15 protein-coding genes and 1 riboswitch are annotated in these 15889 nt (G+C 47.7%); of the genes, 11 read left to right on the top strand and 4 right to left on the bottom strand.

All coding sequences use genetic code 11. The annotated features are described in order from the left end of the window. The first annotated feature begins 145 nt into the window (after nucleotides 1-145). The 3 genes from B0X71_RS17205 to pstA all read left to right on the top strand — a co-directional run bounded on the left by B0X71_RS17205 (nucleotide 146) and on the right by pstA (nucleotide 3094). Nucleotides 146-1129: a PstS family phosphate ABC transporter substrate-binding protein gene (locus B0X71_RS17205; RefSeq protein ID WP_077590580.1), complete on the top strand. Its 984-nt coding sequence runs from the start codon at nucleotides 146-148 to the stop codon at nucleotides 1127-1129. A gap of 148 nt (nucleotides 1130-1277) precedes the next feature. Next, nucleotides 1278-2216 carry a phosphate ABC transporter permease subunit PstC gene (gene pstC, locus B0X71_RS17200; protein WP_077590579.1) on the top strand — a complete coding sequence of 313 codons (939 nt, stop codon included), beginning with the start codon at nucleotides 1278-1280 and terminating at the stop codon, nucleotides 2214-2216. Further along, on the top strand, nucleotides 2216-3094 hold the full coding sequence (gene pstA, locus B0X71_RS17195; protein ID WP_077590578.1) for a phosphate ABC transporter permease PstA: 879 nt from the start codon (nucleotides 2216-2218) through the stop codon (nucleotides 3092-3094). Before pstC ends, pstA begins: the two co-directional genes overlap by 1 nt. 797 nt (nucleotides 3095-3891) lie before the next feature. Here pstA and B0X71_RS17190 read toward each other — a convergent pair. The 3 genes from B0X71_RS17190 to pstB form a co-directional block, all read right to left on the bottom strand. Then, on the bottom strand, nucleotides 3892-4602 hold the full coding sequence (locus B0X71_RS17190) for a response regulator transcription factor (RefSeq protein WP_198038645.1): 711 nt from the start codon (nucleotides 4600-4602) through the stop codon (nucleotides 3892-3894). A 153-nt stretch (nucleotides 4603-4755) separates the two neighbouring features. After that, nucleotides 4756-5415 (bottom strand): phosphate signaling complex protein PhoU, encoded by a 660-nt coding sequence (phoU, locus tag B0X71_RS17185; RefSeq protein ID WP_077590576.1) that lies wholly within the window; start codon nucleotides 5413-5415, stop codon nucleotides 4756-4758. A gap of 23 nt (nucleotides 5416-5438) precedes the next feature. Continuing rightward, the gene (gene pstB, locus B0X71_RS17180) at nucleotides 5439-6212 is read right to left on the bottom strand and encodes a phosphate ABC transporter ATP-binding protein PstB (RefSeq protein ID WP_077590575.1); all 774 of its coding nucleotides are present in this window, start codon (nucleotides 6210-6212) and stop codon (nucleotides 5439-5441) included. Between the two features lie 343 nt (nucleotides 6213-6555). On the opposite strand from pstB, the gene B0X71_RS17175 reads away from it, so the two are divergent. The 8 genes from B0X71_RS17175 to B0X71_RS17140 all read left to right on the top strand — a co-directional run bounded on the left by B0X71_RS17175 (nucleotide 6556) and on the right by B0X71_RS17140 (nucleotide 15312). Further along, the gene (locus tag B0X71_RS17175; protein WP_077590574.1) at nucleotides 6556-6810 is read left to right on the top strand and encodes a hypothetical protein; all 255 of its coding nucleotides are present in this window, start codon (nucleotides 6556-6558) and stop codon (nucleotides 6808-6810) included. Between the two features lie 244 nt (nucleotides 6811-7054). Next, a complete protein-coding gene (pdxS, locus tag B0X71_RS17170) occupies nucleotides 7055-7939 on the top strand; it encodes a pyridoxal 5'-phosphate synthase lyase subunit PdxS (RefSeq protein ID WP_077590573.1) in 885 nt (294 codons plus the stop codon). Beyond that, a complete protein-coding gene (gene pdxT, locus B0X71_RS17165) occupies nucleotides 7936-8523 on the top strand; it encodes a pyridoxal 5'-phosphate synthase glutaminase subunit PdxT (RefSeq protein ID WP_077590572.1) in 588 nt (195 codons plus the stop codon). The genes pdxS and pdxT overlap by 4 nt, the downstream gene beginning before the upstream one ends. A gap of 312 nt (nucleotides 8524-8835) precedes the next feature. Beyond that, the gene (locus B0X71_RS17160; RefSeq protein WP_077590571.1) at nucleotides 8836-9426 is read left to right on the top strand and encodes a hypothetical protein; all 591 of its coding nucleotides are present in this window, start codon (nucleotides 8836-8838) and stop codon (nucleotides 9424-9426) included. 810 nt (nucleotides 9427-10236) lie between these two features. Beyond that, the gene (locus B0X71_RS17155; protein ID WP_156889909.1) at nucleotides 10237-11868 is read left to right on the top strand and encodes a PQQ-dependent sugar dehydrogenase; all 1632 of its coding nucleotides are present in this window, start codon (nucleotides 10237-10239) and stop codon (nucleotides 11866-11868) included. A 389-nt stretch (nucleotides 11869-12257) separates the two neighbouring features. Then, a riboswitch (SAM riboswitch) is annotated at nucleotides 12258-12365 on the top strand. A gap of 303 nt (nucleotides 12366-12668) precedes the next feature. After that, entirely contained in the window at nucleotides 12669-13676 is a 1008-nt protein-coding gene (locus tag B0X71_RS17150) for an aliphatic sulfonate ABC transporter substrate-binding protein (protein ID WP_077590570.1), read from the top strand. Nucleotides 13677-13701: 25 nt separating this feature from the next. Beyond that, nucleotides 13702-14553, top strand: a complete 852-nt coding sequence (locus B0X71_RS17145) for an ABC transporter permease (RefSeq protein WP_077590569.1) — start codon at nucleotides 13702-13704, stop codon at nucleotides 14551-14553. Between the two features lie 15 nt (nucleotides 14554-14568). After that, the gene (locus tag B0X71_RS17140; RefSeq protein ID WP_077590568.1) at nucleotides 14569-15312 is read left to right on the top strand and encodes an ABC transporter ATP-binding protein; all 744 of its coding nucleotides are present in this window, start codon (nucleotides 14569-14571) and stop codon (nucleotides 15310-15312) included. A 156-nt stretch (nucleotides 15313-15468) separates the two neighbouring features. On the opposite strand, the gene B0X71_RS17135 is transcribed toward B0X71_RS17140, so the two are convergent. Then, entirely contained in the window at nucleotides 15469-15702 is a 234-nt protein-coding gene (locus B0X71_RS17135; RefSeq protein ID WP_077590567.1) for a hypothetical protein, read from the bottom strand. Between the last annotated feature and the right edge of the window lie 187 nt (nucleotides 15703-15889).

The raw sequence follows: 15889 nt of genomic DNA, 5'->3' as shown, positions 1-15889 counted from the left end.
GATTTTTTTCTGCAGTCGGCTTCTCTAAACAGTATTTACAATAGCTTTACACAGGGTTCATTGTTCCTTAACAACCGGGTGTTACGATTCAATTGTGGTTGAAGATAACATGACAATTAAACTTAAATTCCTAGGGGGAACAGTAATGAAGAAGATGAAATGGTTAAGCTTAGCGGTGCCGCTCACACTGTCAGCAGGCGTTTTGGCTGGATGCGGAGAAGACGAAGCAGCTGCTGGAGCGGGTGACGCCGGCGAAACTGAAGCGCTCTCGGGAGAAGTACTTCTTGACGGTTCTTCAACAGTTCAGCCAATCATGGAAGCTATCACTTATATGTATAACCAGACGCAGCCGGAAGTCGAAACAGTTCTGAATACTTCGGGTACCGGCGGCGGATTTGAACGGTTTACGCTCGGTGAAACTGACTTCAGTAATGCCTCTCGTCCGATTGCGGAAGATGAAATCGCGCTGGCTGAAGAAAATGGAATTGAATATACAGAACTTGAAGTGGCATACGACGGACTGTCCGTTGTTGTGAGCCAGCAAAATGACTTTGTCGACGAATTGACCGTCGAACAGCTGCGGGAGATCTTCCTGGCAGACAGCGGCGCTACCATGTGGTCGGATATTAATCCTGACTGGCCGGAAGAAGAAATCGTCATTTTCAGCCCGGGGCATGATTCCGGTACATTCGATTACTTCAATGAAGTGATCCTGGAAGAACAGCCGATGCGGGAAGATGAAAACGTCACGCTCAGTGAAAATGACAACACACTTGTAACGGGTATTCAAGGCAACCCGTACGCAATCGGATTCTTCGGCTATGCGTATTATGAAGCGAATCAGGATACACTGAAAGTGCTGGGGATTTCTGAAGAGGGCGGAGAAGCCGTATTGCCAAGCCCGGAAACGATTCAGGACGGCACATACACACCGCTGTCCCGCCCGCTGTTCACGTATGTGAACAACGAAGCACTGGCAACCGAACCGCAAGTAGCTGATTTCTCAGTTTTCATTCTGGAGAATGCGGCCGAAGCGGCTGAGCAAGTTGGCTACGTAGCACTTCCGGAAGAAATGTACCAGGAGCAATTGGATACCATCACAAACATCATCGGTGCTGAAGCCGAATAACAAGGATGCTCACAATAAGGGAAGGGGTCAGATCACTTGGAAACCAGTGATCTGGCCCTCACCTTGCTTTTGAATCAGAGAAGATACCCCTTGCAAAAAGGGCAGGCAAGCTGCTTTTCATCATGTCTCACTAAAAAGAGGTTAAAAAATGGGAACGATCACCAATGACACAAAATCTGTCCAGCTGATGATTCAGCAAAACAAAAAGAAAAAAAACGTCCGTAAAACAACCGAATCCCTCATCCCGACGTTCTTGCTTATCTGTGCAGTCATTTCGGTCCTGACGACAATCGGTATTTTTTTCACATTGCTCCGCGAGTCGATTACATTCTTCACTGAAGTTTCGTTTGCCGAGTTTTTCCTGAGTGCCCACTGGTCACCCTGGACCGGTAATTTCGGGATCCTGTCGCTGATCGCCGGAACATTGCTGATCACGTTCATCGCCATCTGTGTCGCTTTGCCGCTGGGCTTTGCCTCAGCTGTGTACTTGAGTGAATATGCAACAGAGAAAACACGGAAAGTGATCAAGCCGGTGCTTGAAGTGCTGGCAGGCATTCCGACTGTGGTTTACGGCTTTTTTGCCCTTACATTTGTTACACCGATTCTGCAGAGCCTGATTCCCGGCCTGCTCGTATTTAATGCATTGAGTGCCGGCATCGTCGTCGGCATCATGATTGTCCCGATGATCGCATCATTGTCGGAAGATGCCATGAGCGCCGTGCCGAATTCATTGCGCGAAGGGGCGCTTGCCATGGGAGCAACGAAGCTGGAGACGACATTCAGAGTCGTGGTACCCGCTGCGCTTTCCGGAATTGTGGCATCCGTCGTGCTTGGTGTATCAAGAGCGATCGGTGAAACGATGATTGTCACCATCGCTGCCGGCGCTTCGCCAAACCTGACGTTCAACCCACTGGAATCCATTCAGACGCTCACTTCCTTCATCGTACAGGGGGCGACGGGTGATACATCATTCGGATCGACCATCTATTACAGCATTTACGCTGTCGGCATGACGCTGTTCGTGTTTACATTTGCCATGAACTTACTTTCCCAATATATAGTCCGGAAGTTTAAGGAGGATTACTGATGGCTTCTAAAGAAGCGGCATCTACGTCTAAACGCATAAAAGGAAGAGTGACGCTCAATAAGGGGCTGAAATATCTGTTCCTGCTGGCAACGCTGGTCGGCTTGGTCTTTCTGGCGCTGCTGATTTACCGGGTTCTGTCGCAAGGGATCGGCTATTTGAACTTCGATTTCCTTACCAACTTCCCGGCTCCGTTTCCAGAAGAAGCCGGATTCCTGGCCGGCATCATGGGCTCTGTTTTTCTGATGCTGCTCGTTGCGCCGATTGCCATCATCCTTGGCGTTTCAACAGCCCTGTATTTGGAAGAGTATGCAGCGAAGAACCGGTTCACCCGGTTTATTCAAGTGAACGTCCAAAACCTGGCGGGCGTCCCGTCCATCGTATTCGGGCTGCTCGGCCTGACGTTTTTCGTTTACCTGTTCGGTTTAGGCTACACGCTCATCGCCGGCGCACTCACAATGAGCCTGCTGATCCTGCCGGTTATCGTCGTCGCATCCCAGGAAGCGATCCGCTCGGTCCCGAACGAATTGCGGGAAGCCTCCACCGGTATGGGCGCGAGCAAATGGCAGACCATCTGGACGATCGTCTTGCCGGCAGCGGTTCCCGGCATTCTGACCGGATCTATCCTTGCCCTGTCTCGGGCAATCGGGGAAACCGCTCCGCTCATCGTCGTTGGTGCGGCCACAACGATTTACGCAATTCCGGATTCATTGCTGGCCAATTACACAGCGATGCCCATCCAGATTTTCAGCTGGATCGTCCGGCCACAGCCGGAATGGCAATTCGTCGCCGGGGCCGGAATCATCGTCCTGCTCGTCATTTTGCTCGCGATGAACGCTATCGCCGTCTGGATCCGCAATAAATTCCAGCACCGGTATTAAAAACAGCAAAGGCTATCCTGACAGTCGTATCGTCGACGTGTGGATAGCCTTTTTTGTTTTAGGCGCTTATGAATCCATGCGCATTCCGATGGAGGAAGGACTTAAAGTGAACTCAGCTGGCCTTAAAGTTATCTCAGCCGACTTTAAATGCAACACAGCCGCCTTATTACAATTAATCATAAAAAGCTGATACCGTTTTTCGGTGTCAGCTTCCCTTTATCTTCTAGTCGGATGAATCGTCAAAGCAATGGGAGGCTGACCGGCTTGAGAAAGTTTAAAGAGCGTTCAAACGTTCTTAAAGAGCACTCAAACGTTTTTAATGTTCATTCATTCTTTCTTAAAGCACATTCGCCGGCGCGTAAAGTGACTTCAGCTGATCTTAATCGCCACTCAGCTGTATCCGTATAAAGAATGACAAAAAGTTAGCAGCGTTTTGGGGTGTCAGCTTCCTTTTATCTCCTAGTCGGATGAACCGTCAAAGTAAATGGGAGGCTGACCGGCTTGAGAAAGTTTAAAGAGCACTCAAATGTTTTTAATGTTCATTCATTCTTTCTTAAAGCACATTCGCCGGCGCGTAAAGTGACTTCAGCTGATCTTAATCGCCACTCAGCTGTATCTGTATAAAGAATGACAAAAAACTAACACCGTTTTTCTAATGAGGGCAATCATTTTCCCTCAGCCGGCGAATAAAAAAACGGATAAGCAGATCAAGGAATCAGAATTACAGACGGAACAAAAAGCGGACAGGGAGATCTCCTGTCCGCTTTTCATGAAGAAACTTGCATATCAACTCCTGATCACATAGGAGTATTGAATTTAAAATAATAACCCCGTCCCCGGACCGTTACGATGTTGAAGGAACTGGAACAATTCAGCGCCAGCTTATTGCGGATATTTGAGATGAACATATCGGTGATGCGCTTATTATCGCTTGTTTTACCGAACGTATTTCTCAGCTCATTTACAATCGCATCCCGTGTAACGATTTCACCTCTGTTTTCATACAAGAACAGCAGCGTGAAAAATTCCCGGGGAGTCAGCTCGACCGCTTCTTCATTTTTTCTGATTTCGTAACTGGACGGGTACAATTTAAATTCCTGGATGTGGATGCATTCGTTCTGCATCCATCGAGCGTCTTCAAAACCGGTGAATTTCTGGTAGACATGAAATAGTTTCACCACCCGGGCTTGCGCTTCCCGAATATTCATATCCCGCGACAGCACTTCATCGGCGCCCGCTTCGATCATAAGAATGGTGCTCAGTTCATCATCCGCCGCATAAACGAGCAGCGGCTTATCCATGGAAGCCGTCTTGATGTCGCGGATGATCGATACGATGTCATGTTTGATGAAATCGAATGAAACCAGCACACCGGCGATGCTTGTACGCATTAATTGTTTCAGTGCCGGTTCAACGTCGGATAAGCACTCAAAATGATAGCCTTTGTTGCTCAATAGTTCTTTCCCGGGAAAGTTTAACTGATTGTCAATTACTAACACATTTTTCATTGAACTCATCCTAACGGAAGTAATGCATTTTAGTGGTGTGATTATGTAGCAGGAGGACAGGACAGTCAGCCTGAGACCAGTATCATCGGTATTACCCTAAAACAAGGGACAGCCATAGCTCGGTGGCAAGGCTGTCCGGGTGAAGTGGAAATATTACGTGTTTAAATCAGTTTTGATCCCTTTAACCATGTAAATCGTGTTTTCCGAGATGTTGGTTACGTGATCCCCGGAGCGTTCAAGGTAGCGGCAGATCATCGCCAGCTGCATAATCTGCTCGATATTTGTATTGTCTTGAGAGGCGATTTCGATTAATTCCGTTATGGATTCCTTATAAAGGGCATCGACCTGGTCATCGATTTTCGATGAATCGATCGCCAGCTTCGTGTCTTCGTACTTATACGCATCAATTGCCTGCGTCAGCATATCATTCACCAGCTCGGCCATTTTTGGAATATGGATGATCGGTTTGACCAGTTCCGCATAGCCGATCCGTTTTGTTCCTTTTGCCACGTTGACAGCGAAATCCGCAATCCGTTCAATGTCGCTGGAAATTTTCAGTGACACGATGATTTTACGCAGATCTGTAGCGAGTGGCTGTTCTTTCGCAATCAGTAAAATGGCATTGTCATTGATTTTTTCTTCAAATCCATTAATCGCTTTGTCGTTCTGGATGACTTTTTCGGCCAGCGCCATATCCTGCTCTTTCAAGCTGGAAACGGAGAGGCTCAAGGCTTCCCGGGCCATGCCCGCCATGTGTTTAATATCTTCCCGTAACTCATTTAAACTATTATCGAAACTGCTTCTGTTTGCCATTGGTCATTTCCTCCCGCTTCCGTTTATCCGAATCGCCCTGTGATATAGTCTTCTGTCCGTTTGTCCTCCGGATTCGAGAACAGCTTATCTGTATCATCCATTTCGATGACTTCCCCGTTCAGGAAGAAAGCCGTTTTATCTGAAATGCGGGCGGCTTGCTGCATATTATGCGTAACAATGACGATGGTGTATTCTTTTTTTAATTCCCTGATCAATTCTTCCACTTTAAGCGTGGAAATCGGGTCCAGCGCGGATGTGGGCTCATCCATCAGAATCACGTCCGGTTCAACTGCGAGGCACCGGGCGATGCAGATCCGCTGCTGCTGGCCGCCGGAAAGCCCGTATGCGTTTTCGTGCAGCCGGTCTTTCACTTCCTCCCAGATGGCGGCGCCCTTCAGGCTTTTTTCGACGATTTCATCGAGTACCTGTTTCTTTTTGATACCATGGATTTTCGGGCCGTACGCGACGTTTTCATAGATGGATTTCGGAAAAGGATTCGGTTTTTGAAAAACCATTCCGACATGTGTCCGTAATTCTTCAACCAAGTAATTTGAATCGAATATCCCTTGATTCCGGTATTTGATGTCTCCGGATGTATGGACAGAAGGAACTGTCTCAACCATTCGGTTCAGCGTCTTCACGAAGGTTGACTTGCCGCATCCGGATGGGCCGATCACCGCTGTCACCTGGTTCTGGGCAATTTCCATGTTGATGTTCTTCAGTGCATGTGTATTGCCGTACCAGAGATTCAAATCTTCCACCTTGAAGATCGCATTGCCGTCCATTGTTGCACGCATGATTTTTATCCTCCGAACTTTTAAGAACTTATTTTTATAGTGAAATGCCGGAAAAACCATTTTCCTGTATCCGTAGAAAAAGGCAGGCGAGTAATCCGCCTTGGCTCCAGTTAAGAGGCAGGAAACGGCGTTTGTGATTCCGGATTATTTTTGATCAATTACTGGCCGTTACATACTGAATTGTACCGAAGGAATGTTAAGTGGTCATTAACCCACTGTTAAGAGAATGTAAAGATAGTAAGGGATTTGTCAATAGATTAATAAGTTCTGTTAAGCCGGGTTTGTACGGAAATGTATGAGGGAAAAGTTTATTAAGCAAACCGCTGACTGAGGAGGGAAGAACATGACGGAGAAAAATGAAAACAAGTCCGGCGCTGAAGCGGAACAGGCAAATCGTGCGCTTAACGGGGAATTTTACGAAGGATCCGGCGGAACAGAAGAACGCCAGGCAGACACTTCAAATGAAACCAGTCAGGCAAACGCGGACCTCAATGACGAGTTCTACTCAGGCGGGCAGTCCGATGATTCCATTCCGCCTCTTTATGTGAATAATAATACGCCAGCCATTGATGTTACAAAAAAGAAAGACCGCAAGTAAGGGAGGTTTTAGAACTGCATCCGCTTGTCAGAAGTGACTGACATCGGATGCAGTTTTTCCGTTCGGGCTTTTCCAAGAAGGAGAACAAGAGATCGACGATAAAGAAATAAATTCACGCCGTCTCTCCAGAAATATAGTTTACATGCTATTCTTTCTGGCCTTGTCAATAAGTTAAAATGTGACCCTTTTGATATGTCCAATCTTCCGTATACTGAGAGGCAGAACGATAAAGGAGGAATTGGAAATGGCAAAACAAGGGACAGACCGCGTGAAGCGGGGAATGGCTGAAATGCAAAAGGGTGGCGTGATTATGGACGTCGTCAATGCGGAACAGGCGAAGGTTGCCGAAGAGGCGGGAGCGGTAGCCGTCATGGCGCTGGAACGGGTACCCTCGGATATCCGGAAAGAAGGCGGCGTGGCCCGTATGGCGAATCCGCGCCTTGTCGAAGAGGTCATGAATGCTGTATCCATTCCGGTTATGGCGAAAGCCCGGATCGGTCATATCACAGAAGCACGGGTGCTTGAAGCGCTCGGTGTTGATTACATAGACGAAAGCGAAGTACTGACACCAGCGGATGAAGAATTTCATTTATTGAAAAAGAATTTCACAGTGCCTTTCGTATGCGGCTGCCGGGATCTTGGGGAAGCGGCGCGCCGGATTGGCGAAGGTTCTTCAATGTTACGGACGAAAGGTGAACCCGGAACCGGTAATATCGTAGAAGCGGTCCGCCACATCCGTAAAGTAAATTCGCAAGTGCGCAAAGTGGTCATGATGAATGAAGATGAACTGATGACAGAAGCGAAGCTGCTCGGTGCACCGTATGAGCTGCTGCTTGAGATCAAACGTCTGGGCCGGCTGCCTGTCGTAAACTTTGCTGCCGGCGGCGTAGCAACTCCCGCTGATGCCGCGCTGATGATGGAATTGGGGGCGGATGGAGTATTTGTCGGATCCGGTATTTTCAAATCGGATGATCCGGAGAAATTTGCCCGTGCCATCGTAGAAGCTGTGACGCATTACCAGGATTATAAACTGATCGGGGAATTATCAAAAGAACTTGGAACAGCGATGACCGGGCTCGAGATTTCGTCGATTGCTGCAGCTGAGCGGATGCAGGAGCGCGGCTGGTGACAAAAATTGGGATTCTCGCGTTGCAGGGAGCGGTCCGCGAACATGTAAAGCAAGTTGAAGCATGCGGAGCGGAAGCGAAAGTGATTAAACGGGTTGAGGACATAGCCGGATTGGATGGGCTGATTCTGCCTGGAGGGGAAAGCACGACAATGCGGCGTCTTATTGACCGCTATGAGCTGATGGAGCCGCTTCGGGCCTTCGCTGCAAGCGGTAAACCGATATTCGGAACATGTGCCGGCTTGATTTTAATGGCAAAAACGGTGGAAGGCTATGATGCACCGCATCTCGGCCTGATGGATGTAACGGTTGCACGCAATTCGTTTGGCCGGCAGATTCATAGTTTTGAGACCGAGTTGGCAGTCAAAGGCATCGATAATCCGGTTGATGCCGTATTCATCCGGGCTCCCCACATCACGGCTGCCGGTCCGACAGTAGAAGTGCTGGCAGAATATGATGGCCGGATTGTTATGGTGCGGGATGGACAGTTTATGGGCTGTTCGTTCCATCCGGAGTTGACTGAAGACATCAGCTTGACCCGGTGTTTCATTGATTTGGTAAGATCTTGTGTTCAAGTTCAGTCGTGACTGCGCAGCCCCCGCAAGATGTGTCGCCTCCAATGCGGTAATAAAGCATAAGATACGGAAGGCCGGCGTTGTTGCTTAAACGGTTACAGGTGGCAGAAAACAATTTATTGCCATTTGTTCTCGGAACGACTTGTAACTTCTCTAATAGCTCCTGTGCATTCTCAACATGGATGGAAGAAATGCAATTCCTCGTCCGTTTATATTTTAAAGGGAATAAGTGTAAAGCTTGATATTTGTTGATCAGTGAGTTTTAGAGTTGCAGAGCCAGGGAAAACAGAAAAAACTGCGTATAAAGGAGTTGGATAATCAGGAGTGAATAAATTCCTCAACAATTGCAAGCAATTTATAAATCCCGAGACAAAAATTGTTGATCATTATATTGCACTTTCTGTTACACCTGCAAGAAAAATCGCTTATGGGGCATTATTAGCTTCCTTGGCCACTATTCTGCAATCGGCAGGAATGTTAGGGGGGATTGGTTTGTTGGTCAGCGCGCTCAGCACGCTGGCCATCTTGATCGGTACTGTTATCTCCTTGCAGCTCGGTTTCTTGTCTTATTTGACAGCCTTGTTCTTGATTGCTGTTATTCAGCCAAGCGAGCTGTTCGCATTCCCACTTACTACCGGACTTCTAGGACTAAGCATGGGATTCGCTTTTAGATACTTTAAAAGCGGGTTTCTTGCCGCTGTGTTTTCTGGCATTTCTCTCACATTAGGAATCTTATTTATCCTCCTCATCATTAAGTTTCCGATATTGGGGCCTGCAGCAACTTCAGATGTCGACTTTAACCTAATCATGATAATTTTGCTTTTCTCTATTTTCTACAGTTGGATTTGGGTGAAAGGGTTTTTATCAATCGTTAAAAAGTTCAGTAGAATTCCAGGAAATCGTGCATTCGATTAAGCTCGAAGGAAACTGATTAAAGATTTATTCTGCGACGGGTTTCCTCGAATCATTGGTGTTCAGTTACTCATAACAATGATACAGAGAGCTTCTGAACGAATCGATAGCCATACGGCAACATGTTACTTTTCGGGACAAGACGGACTGGGAAAGTCAGCGAGCAGGCATAATCGGAGGCGTTCGACTTTCAGAAGATTTTACTTTCTAAAACAATATTGAAGACGCTTGAATATCAACCGCTAATGCAACAATCTTAGGTTCCTGAGAAGTGTAGAATATCTTTGAACTTGTACAGGTTTTACGTGCACAGAAGCCAAAAGTGGGAAAGCGCAGCTATGTAAGCAGCGGATATGGCAATCATAACTATTCGGGTGGCGACAGTGAAATAAAGAAATGTAGGCAGGGAGGATTAAATATGTGATTAAAAAAACGGTGAAATATAAATGCATTGGCATGAATTAAACGACTTTCCTGCAAGGTTTTAGAAAAGCTTTCTAAGGGTATCGGTTAAATGTTAAATGAAGACGCTTAAATGTATCAGTCTTGAAAAGCAGTATTAGTCGTATAAGCAACATAAATAACACCTCTTATATCTATCCATCACTCCATGCTCTTATTGCCAAGAAACGCACTGTCTCTCCTGTCTTTATCTGTATTTTCCACGAGCAATTAAACTCCTTCTATGAGAAACAGCTTCTTTGAAGAATTCCCGCTGCCAGCTAATTGTTGAAAAATTTCTCTTAATCCTTTAAAAAATACTAATCTGCGCCATTGCTCTAACGCTCCAAATAAATAAGGGGAGGAATTTGGATGAAGAAGAGAAATAAAATGCTGATAGGCACTGCAGCTGTAGTTTCAGGAATCGGGATGGCGGGCCTGAAAAACAGAAAAATTTTAGGTGTGTTGAAAGATGGCATGACTGAGAATATCACGATGACCAACACCATGGTGAAAGAGAAGATGTTTGGTGTAAAGCAGGAAGTCGCCAGTCAAAAATTAAAACCATCTTCGAATTTTCCGCTCATTCATCTCCCGGAAGGTTTTGAAATCGAAAAAGTGATTGATGGCCTTACCTATCCGACGTCTGTGGCATGGGATGATGAAGGAGCTTTATATGTTGCCGAAGCAGGTGGTGCCTTCAAGGATGAAGAGGGGGCTAAGGCGAGAATATTGCGGATTGAAAATGGGGAGGCGACGGAAGTCATTGACCTGACCGGCAAGATCTACCCGGCTATTTCCGGTATGACTTGGCACGATGGCGCCTTCTATATTACGCACAGAGAAATGGATTTATCGGGAGCAGTTTCTAAAGTGACAGTCGACGGAGAGGTGACCCGGCTGATCGGCGGCATCATTGACGCTAAATCCGATCACCAGCCGAATGATTTACGGGTAGGAAGAGATGGCAGAATGTATGTTTGTGTGGGTATTGGAGGAAACTCGGGATTTATGGATGAAAACGTGATGGCGGCAGTCAAAAGATCGCCGGACGGACATCCAACCACCGCAAAAGATATTGTGCTGACCGGCATTAACATCGAGCTTCCCAATTTCCTGAAAGATTCGCCTGAATTGATACAGACTGGTGCTTTTGTGCCTTTTGGTACCGTAACAAGACCCGGGCAAGTGATCAAAGGCCGCGATAAAAGCGGGGGGACAATCCTGGCCTTTGATCTTGATGATCCAGAAGGGACCGTCAAACCGTATGCATGGGGATTCCGTAACATTATCGGAATCGCCTGGAATGAAGCAGATGAGATGTTTGCCGCTGTCAATGGCTATGATAACGCACCGGGAAGACCGATAAAGGATGTCTATGATGGTACGTATCGGGTCGAAAAAGATGCTTGGTATGGCTGGCCCGATTTTACAGCAAATTTTGATCCTGTGACTGACGAAAAGTACAGACCAGTGAGTTCAGCGATCGCTCCCGTCTACATAAATGGAGAGAGACAGGAACGGAAGATCTACTTTTTGATTGATCATAAAGCCAGCGGCCTCAAGCAGCCGGATAAATCACTGATTGCCGGTCTGCATGAAGTCAATTCTTCACCTTCTAAGATCGATATCTCTCCTGCCTCCTGGGAAGAGTATGCGAATCAGTTATTCATTGCGGAGTTCGGAAATATGGAGTGGTTGACAAATCCGGCCAGGGACAAACCCGCCGGCAGCAGAATTTCGCTAATCAATCCAAATGCAAAGGGACAACAAGTACAGCCCTTTATTCAAAACGAAGAACCGGTACCTGCGTCTCACCTTGGAAAACAAGGAGAAGGAATCGAGCGACCTTATGACGTGAAATTCGGACCGGACGGGGCTATGTACATCGTCGATTTTTCTACACTCCGTGTAAACCTGAATCGTTTAGCGCGGGACAACGGGGCATTCCCTGTTGATTTCCATATGAAAACCGGCATCGTCTGGAAAGTGACAAAAAAATGAAATTATAAGACTGAGAGTAAATACACTTTCGATTTTATTACTTGTTTCCTGAGTATATTTTCGAAGGTGTTTTATTGTGCCCTATTCGGTGCTCACCAAAGGCAGAAGTGTGATGAATTATTCATCGATTTAGGCACATCATACTTTTGTGTGTAACTAGCAACGGTACAGTTACCTTCTGCAGTAAGGATAAAAGTTGGTTTTGGATAATTTTTTTCGTTTTTGCTAGTGGAAAGGGTATGTGAGCGAGGAAGCTTTTCGAAATTAATGTGAAACTGACGTTCTGGGATTAGGTTCCCCGATTGGTAACAAACAAAAAATAGAAAATTTAAAATAAACAATTGACTTTTTAAATCCATAGTATTATGCTAGGTATTAATTTCATAACCTTCTTATCAAGAGAAGCCGAGGGACTGGCCCGTTGACGCTTCAGCAACCTCCGACAATTGTCGGAAAGGTGCTAACTCCAGCAAGATTTTTTTCTTGGGAGATAAGAGAAGCAGGACCACTCGCGATACGGTGCCCCCTTTTCTCATCTTCTTTGAGAAAAGGGGGCTTTTTCTTATCCTCCGGTTGAAATAGACAGAAACGGAAAAGGAGGCAATCATCATGGCAGAAAAGCAGCATAACTCAACCGCATGCCAGCCGGCCCGAATGGGCGTATACATACCCGGACAGCGAATGTTCACCAGAGCTTGACCGGCAGCTTTAAACGAACCAGTACCGGGAAAGCTCTTTAATTCCATAAGACGTTAAGTTCCCGTCCATGGCCATTACAGAAAAATCTGGAGGAATGAAAAATGAGAAATATCCCGTTAATCGATATAAGAAGCTTCCTGGTAGTTGTTGCCGCCATTATGCTGGCCATTGTCGCCGCCGGCTGCTCCACGACTGTTGACTCGGCTGATGCACCGCCTGAGACCATCCGGGTGGATTATGCCTATTATTCACCGCCAAGTCTCGTGCTGAAGAAATTCGGCTGGTTGGAAGAGGAGTTTGCGGAAGAAGGAATTGAAGTGGAGTGGACATTGAGCCAAGGCAGCAACAAAGCGCTGGAGTTTCTGAACAGCAACAGCGTCGATTTTGGTTCCACCGCTGGAGCGGCAGCCCTTATGTCGAAGGCAAATGGCTCGCCGATCAAGAACGTTTATATTTATTCCAAGCCGGAATGGACGGCACTCGTGACGAATCCCGGCTCCGGAATTGAAAGCGTTGAAGATTTAAAAGGAAAGAAAGTCGCCGCTACACTCGGAACCGATCCTTACATCTTCCTGCTCCGGTCATTGGCCGGCTCCGATATTTCAGCGGATGATGTTGAAATCATCAATCTTCAGCACGGAGATGGCGCGTCCGCACTGGCTTCCAATCAGGTGGATGCCTGGGCAGGACTCGATCCGCATATGGCGAGACTGGAACTGGAATCAGGCGCGGAGCTGTTTCACCGGAATGCGGACTTGAATACCTACGGCTTTTTGAATGTTCGGGAAGAGTTTGCTGAAAATCACCCGGAATACGTAAACCGCGTCATTGCCGCCTATGAGAAAGCACGGAATTGGATTCTGGAAAATCCGGAAGAAGCGGCTGAACTGCTGGCCGAGGAAGCGGGCATCAGTGTGGAAGTCGCGAAAAAGCAGATGGAGCGCAATGACCTTTCCAACCCGGTTCCGGGTGATGTTCACCGGGAAGCATTGACTGCAGCCGGTAAAGTGCTGCAGGAAGGGGAAGTCATTGACGCGGATGTCGATATCGAAAAAACCACGGAGTCATTGATCGATCCTTCTTTCGCGGAAGAAACGGTCGAGCAGTAAATCCGGGAAAGCAGGAGGGAACCCGATGGCAAAAAATCAAAGTGAATTGTCTTCTGTATTTGTGGCGGGCAAGCAGCAACAACGAAAGGAAATCAGCCAAAAAGGAAAAAGTACCTGGTTCCGCCCCGTCCTGGCAGGCAGCGTGTTGCCGGTCATCCTGATCATTGCCTGGGAGCTGCTCAGCCGGGCGGGCGTTTTTCCTTCCTATCAGCTGCCTGCTCCCTCGGTCGTTGTCGGCACAATAACAGAGATGGCAGCAGACGGGTCATTATGGGGCCATATCGGAATTACGGTTTACCGGGTCTTTGCCGGATTCTTACTCGGCACGGCAACAGCCGTCATCCTCGGATCCCTTGTCGGATTCTACACGAAAGCGGAGCAATTTTTCGATCCGCTCATCCAGGCATTCCGTTCGATTCCGTCGCTTGCCTGGGTACCGCTGTTCATCCTGTGGATGGGCATCGGGGAGCCGGCGAAAATTACGATGATTGCCGTCGGCGTCTTTTTCCCGGTCTACTTGAATGTCGTCAGCGGAATCACCGGCGTGGACAGAAAATTGATCGAAGTTGGAAAGATGTACGGTTTGAATACGTATCAGCTGATTAGACGGATCATCCTGCCGGCGTCGCTTCCTTCCTTTTTGGTAGGCTTGCGGAGCGGTCTTGGCCTTGGCTGGATGTTCGTGGTGGCGGCTGAATTGATGGGTGCAAGCCAAGGACTCGGGTATCTGCTCGTCGTCGGGCAAAACACCTTGTCACCGGAAACCATTCTTGCGAGCATCATTTTATTTGCGGTCATCGGAAAGCTGTCTGATTGGGGATTGAAGAAAATTGAAATCAGGACGCTGCACTGGCAGGACCGCGTTGCGAAATCATAAAGAGGAGGCGGAACCATGAGTCTGCAGCTGCAACATGTGAGCCGGACGTTCAACGGCAAGAAAGCGATCCACAACATTTCATTAACCGCCGAACCAGGGGAGATCATCGGGCTGCTCGGTACGAGCGGCTGCGGAAAAAGCACCTTGCTTCGCGCGATTTCCGGCCTCGATACCGATTACGACGGAACCGTTTCCATCAACGGGGATACCCGGAAACAAGTTCATGACACCACCGGGTTCATCTTTCAGGAACCGCGGCTGCTGCCTTGGCTAAACGTCCTGGAAAATGTGACGTTCGGGCTGAAAGGGAAAAAAGGAGACAACCAGGCGCTCGCCAAACGATATTTAAGAAGCGTAGGCCTTTCGGACAGTGATGCCCTTTATCCGCGGGAATTGTCAGGCGGGATGGCGCAGCGGGTGGCGATTGCCCGGGCGCTCGTCACGTCACCGGAAATCCTGCTGCTCGATGAGCCGTTCAGTGCACTCGATGCGTTTACGAAAATGCAGCTTCAGGACTTGCTGCTGGATGTCTGGGAGGAATACCGGTCAACCGTCGTCCTGGTGACGCATGATATCGATGAAGCGTTGTATCTGTGCGACCGGATTATTATTTTAAGGGGGGAACCCGGAGAGATCGCCCGGGAACTGACCATTGAACAACAACGGCCCCGCCCCAGAGGAAGCCGGGAACTTGCGAATCTGAAAGCCGGAATACTGGAGGACTTGAACCTGGATAACAGGCGAATTCACTCTTCTTGAGAACAGTGTGCATGGATAAAAAAACACCTTCAGCACCGCGCCGAATAAGAGCGATGCTGGAGGTGTTTTCTGTCTGGATTCAATTGAATCCTTCCGTTACAGCCAATATATAAGCCCCCGAGCCTGTCAGTAAGCTCGGGGGCTTATATAAAGTTTCTACCATAGTTCTCCGCCGACTACAAAGACCAATAACAGGTCAATAACACCGAGAATAATAGCCGCCCAACCGAGTCCTCTGCTTGGCGAATTCAAAGCGACGATACCGAGAATGATCGCCGCAATACCCATCCAGACTGGAAGGAAAAACAATCCGATGATCCCTAAAATAATTCCAAGCCATCCAGCCCAAGCCATTCCGCTGCGGTCTGTGCCAGTTTCCTCTGTTCTCATGCTGCGTCACCTCCCTTCAATGCACTTTTTGTACATCCGGTTTTTATTTTTGTATAACCTTCCATTCCCCGAATAGAAAAAAGCTAAACTTTAGCACGTACTCTATACTCCTTGCGATTCTATGGTCAGTAAATCAGAACCGGGACTGCGAAATGATGGGGAAAGTGAAAGTTTCCTTAATACGCGC

Source organism: Planococcus lenghuensis, assembly GCF_001999905.1.
Lineage (GTDB): Bacteria > Bacillota > Bacilli > Bacillales_A > Planococcaceae > Indiicoccus > Indiicoccus lenghuensis.
The sequence above is the reverse complement of the archived record's forward strand: the minus strand, read 5'-3'. Positions and strand labels throughout refer to the sequence as shown.

What these genes read in the sequence shown, in the direction of transcription:
- B0X71_RS17205 (WP_077590580.1), top strand. Translation starts at nt 146, where the DNA reads ATGAAGAAGATGAAATGGTTAAGCTTAGCGGTGCCGCTCACACTGTCA.
- pstC (WP_077590579.1), top strand. Translation starts at nt 1,278, where the DNA reads ATGGGAACGATCACCAATGACACAAAATCTGTCCAGCTGATGATTCAG.
- pstA (WP_077590578.1), top strand. Translation starts at nt 2,216, where the DNA reads ATGGCTTCTAAAGAAGCGGCATCTACGTCTAAACGCATAAAAGGAAGA.
- B0X71_RS17190 (WP_198038645.1), bottom strand. Translation starts at nt 4,602, where the DNA reads ATGAAAAATGTGTTAGTAATTGACAATCAGTTAAACTTTCCCGGGAAA.
- phoU (WP_077590576.1), bottom strand. Translation starts at nt 5,415, where the DNA reads ATGGCAAACAGAAGCAGTTTCGATAATAGTTTAAATGAGTTACGGGAA.
- pstB (WP_077590575.1), bottom strand. Translation starts at nt 6,212, where the DNA reads ATGCGTGCAACAATGGACGGCAATGCGATCTTCAAGGTGGAAGATTTG.
- B0X71_RS17175 (WP_077590574.1), top strand. Translation starts at nt 6,556, where the DNA reads ATGACGGAGAAAAATGAAAACAAGTCCGGCGCTGAAGCGGAACAGGCA.
- pdxS (WP_077590573.1), top strand. Translation starts at nt 7,055, where the DNA reads ATGGCAAAACAAGGGACAGACCGCGTGAAGCGGGGAATGGCTGAAATG.
- B0X71_RS17155 (WP_156889909.1), top strand. Translation starts at nt 10,237, where the DNA reads ATGAAGAAGAGAAATAAAATGCTGATAGGCACTGCAGCTGTAGTTTCA.
- B0X71_RS17150 (WP_077590570.1), top strand. Translation starts at nt 12,669, where the DNA reads ATGAGAAATATCCCGTTAATCGATATAAGAAGCTTCCTGGTAGTTGTT.
- B0X71_RS17145 (WP_077590569.1), top strand. Translation starts at nt 13,702, where the DNA reads ATGGCAAAAAATCAAAGTGAATTGTCTTCTGTATTTGTGGCGGGCAAG.
- B0X71_RS17140 (WP_077590568.1), top strand. Translation starts at nt 14,569, where the DNA reads ATGAGTCTGCAGCTGCAACATGTGAGCCGGACGTTCAACGGCAAGAAA.
- B0X71_RS17135 (WP_077590567.1), bottom strand. Translation starts at nt 15,702, where the DNA reads ATGAGAACAGAGGAAACTGGCACAGACCGCAGCGGAATGGCTTGGGCT.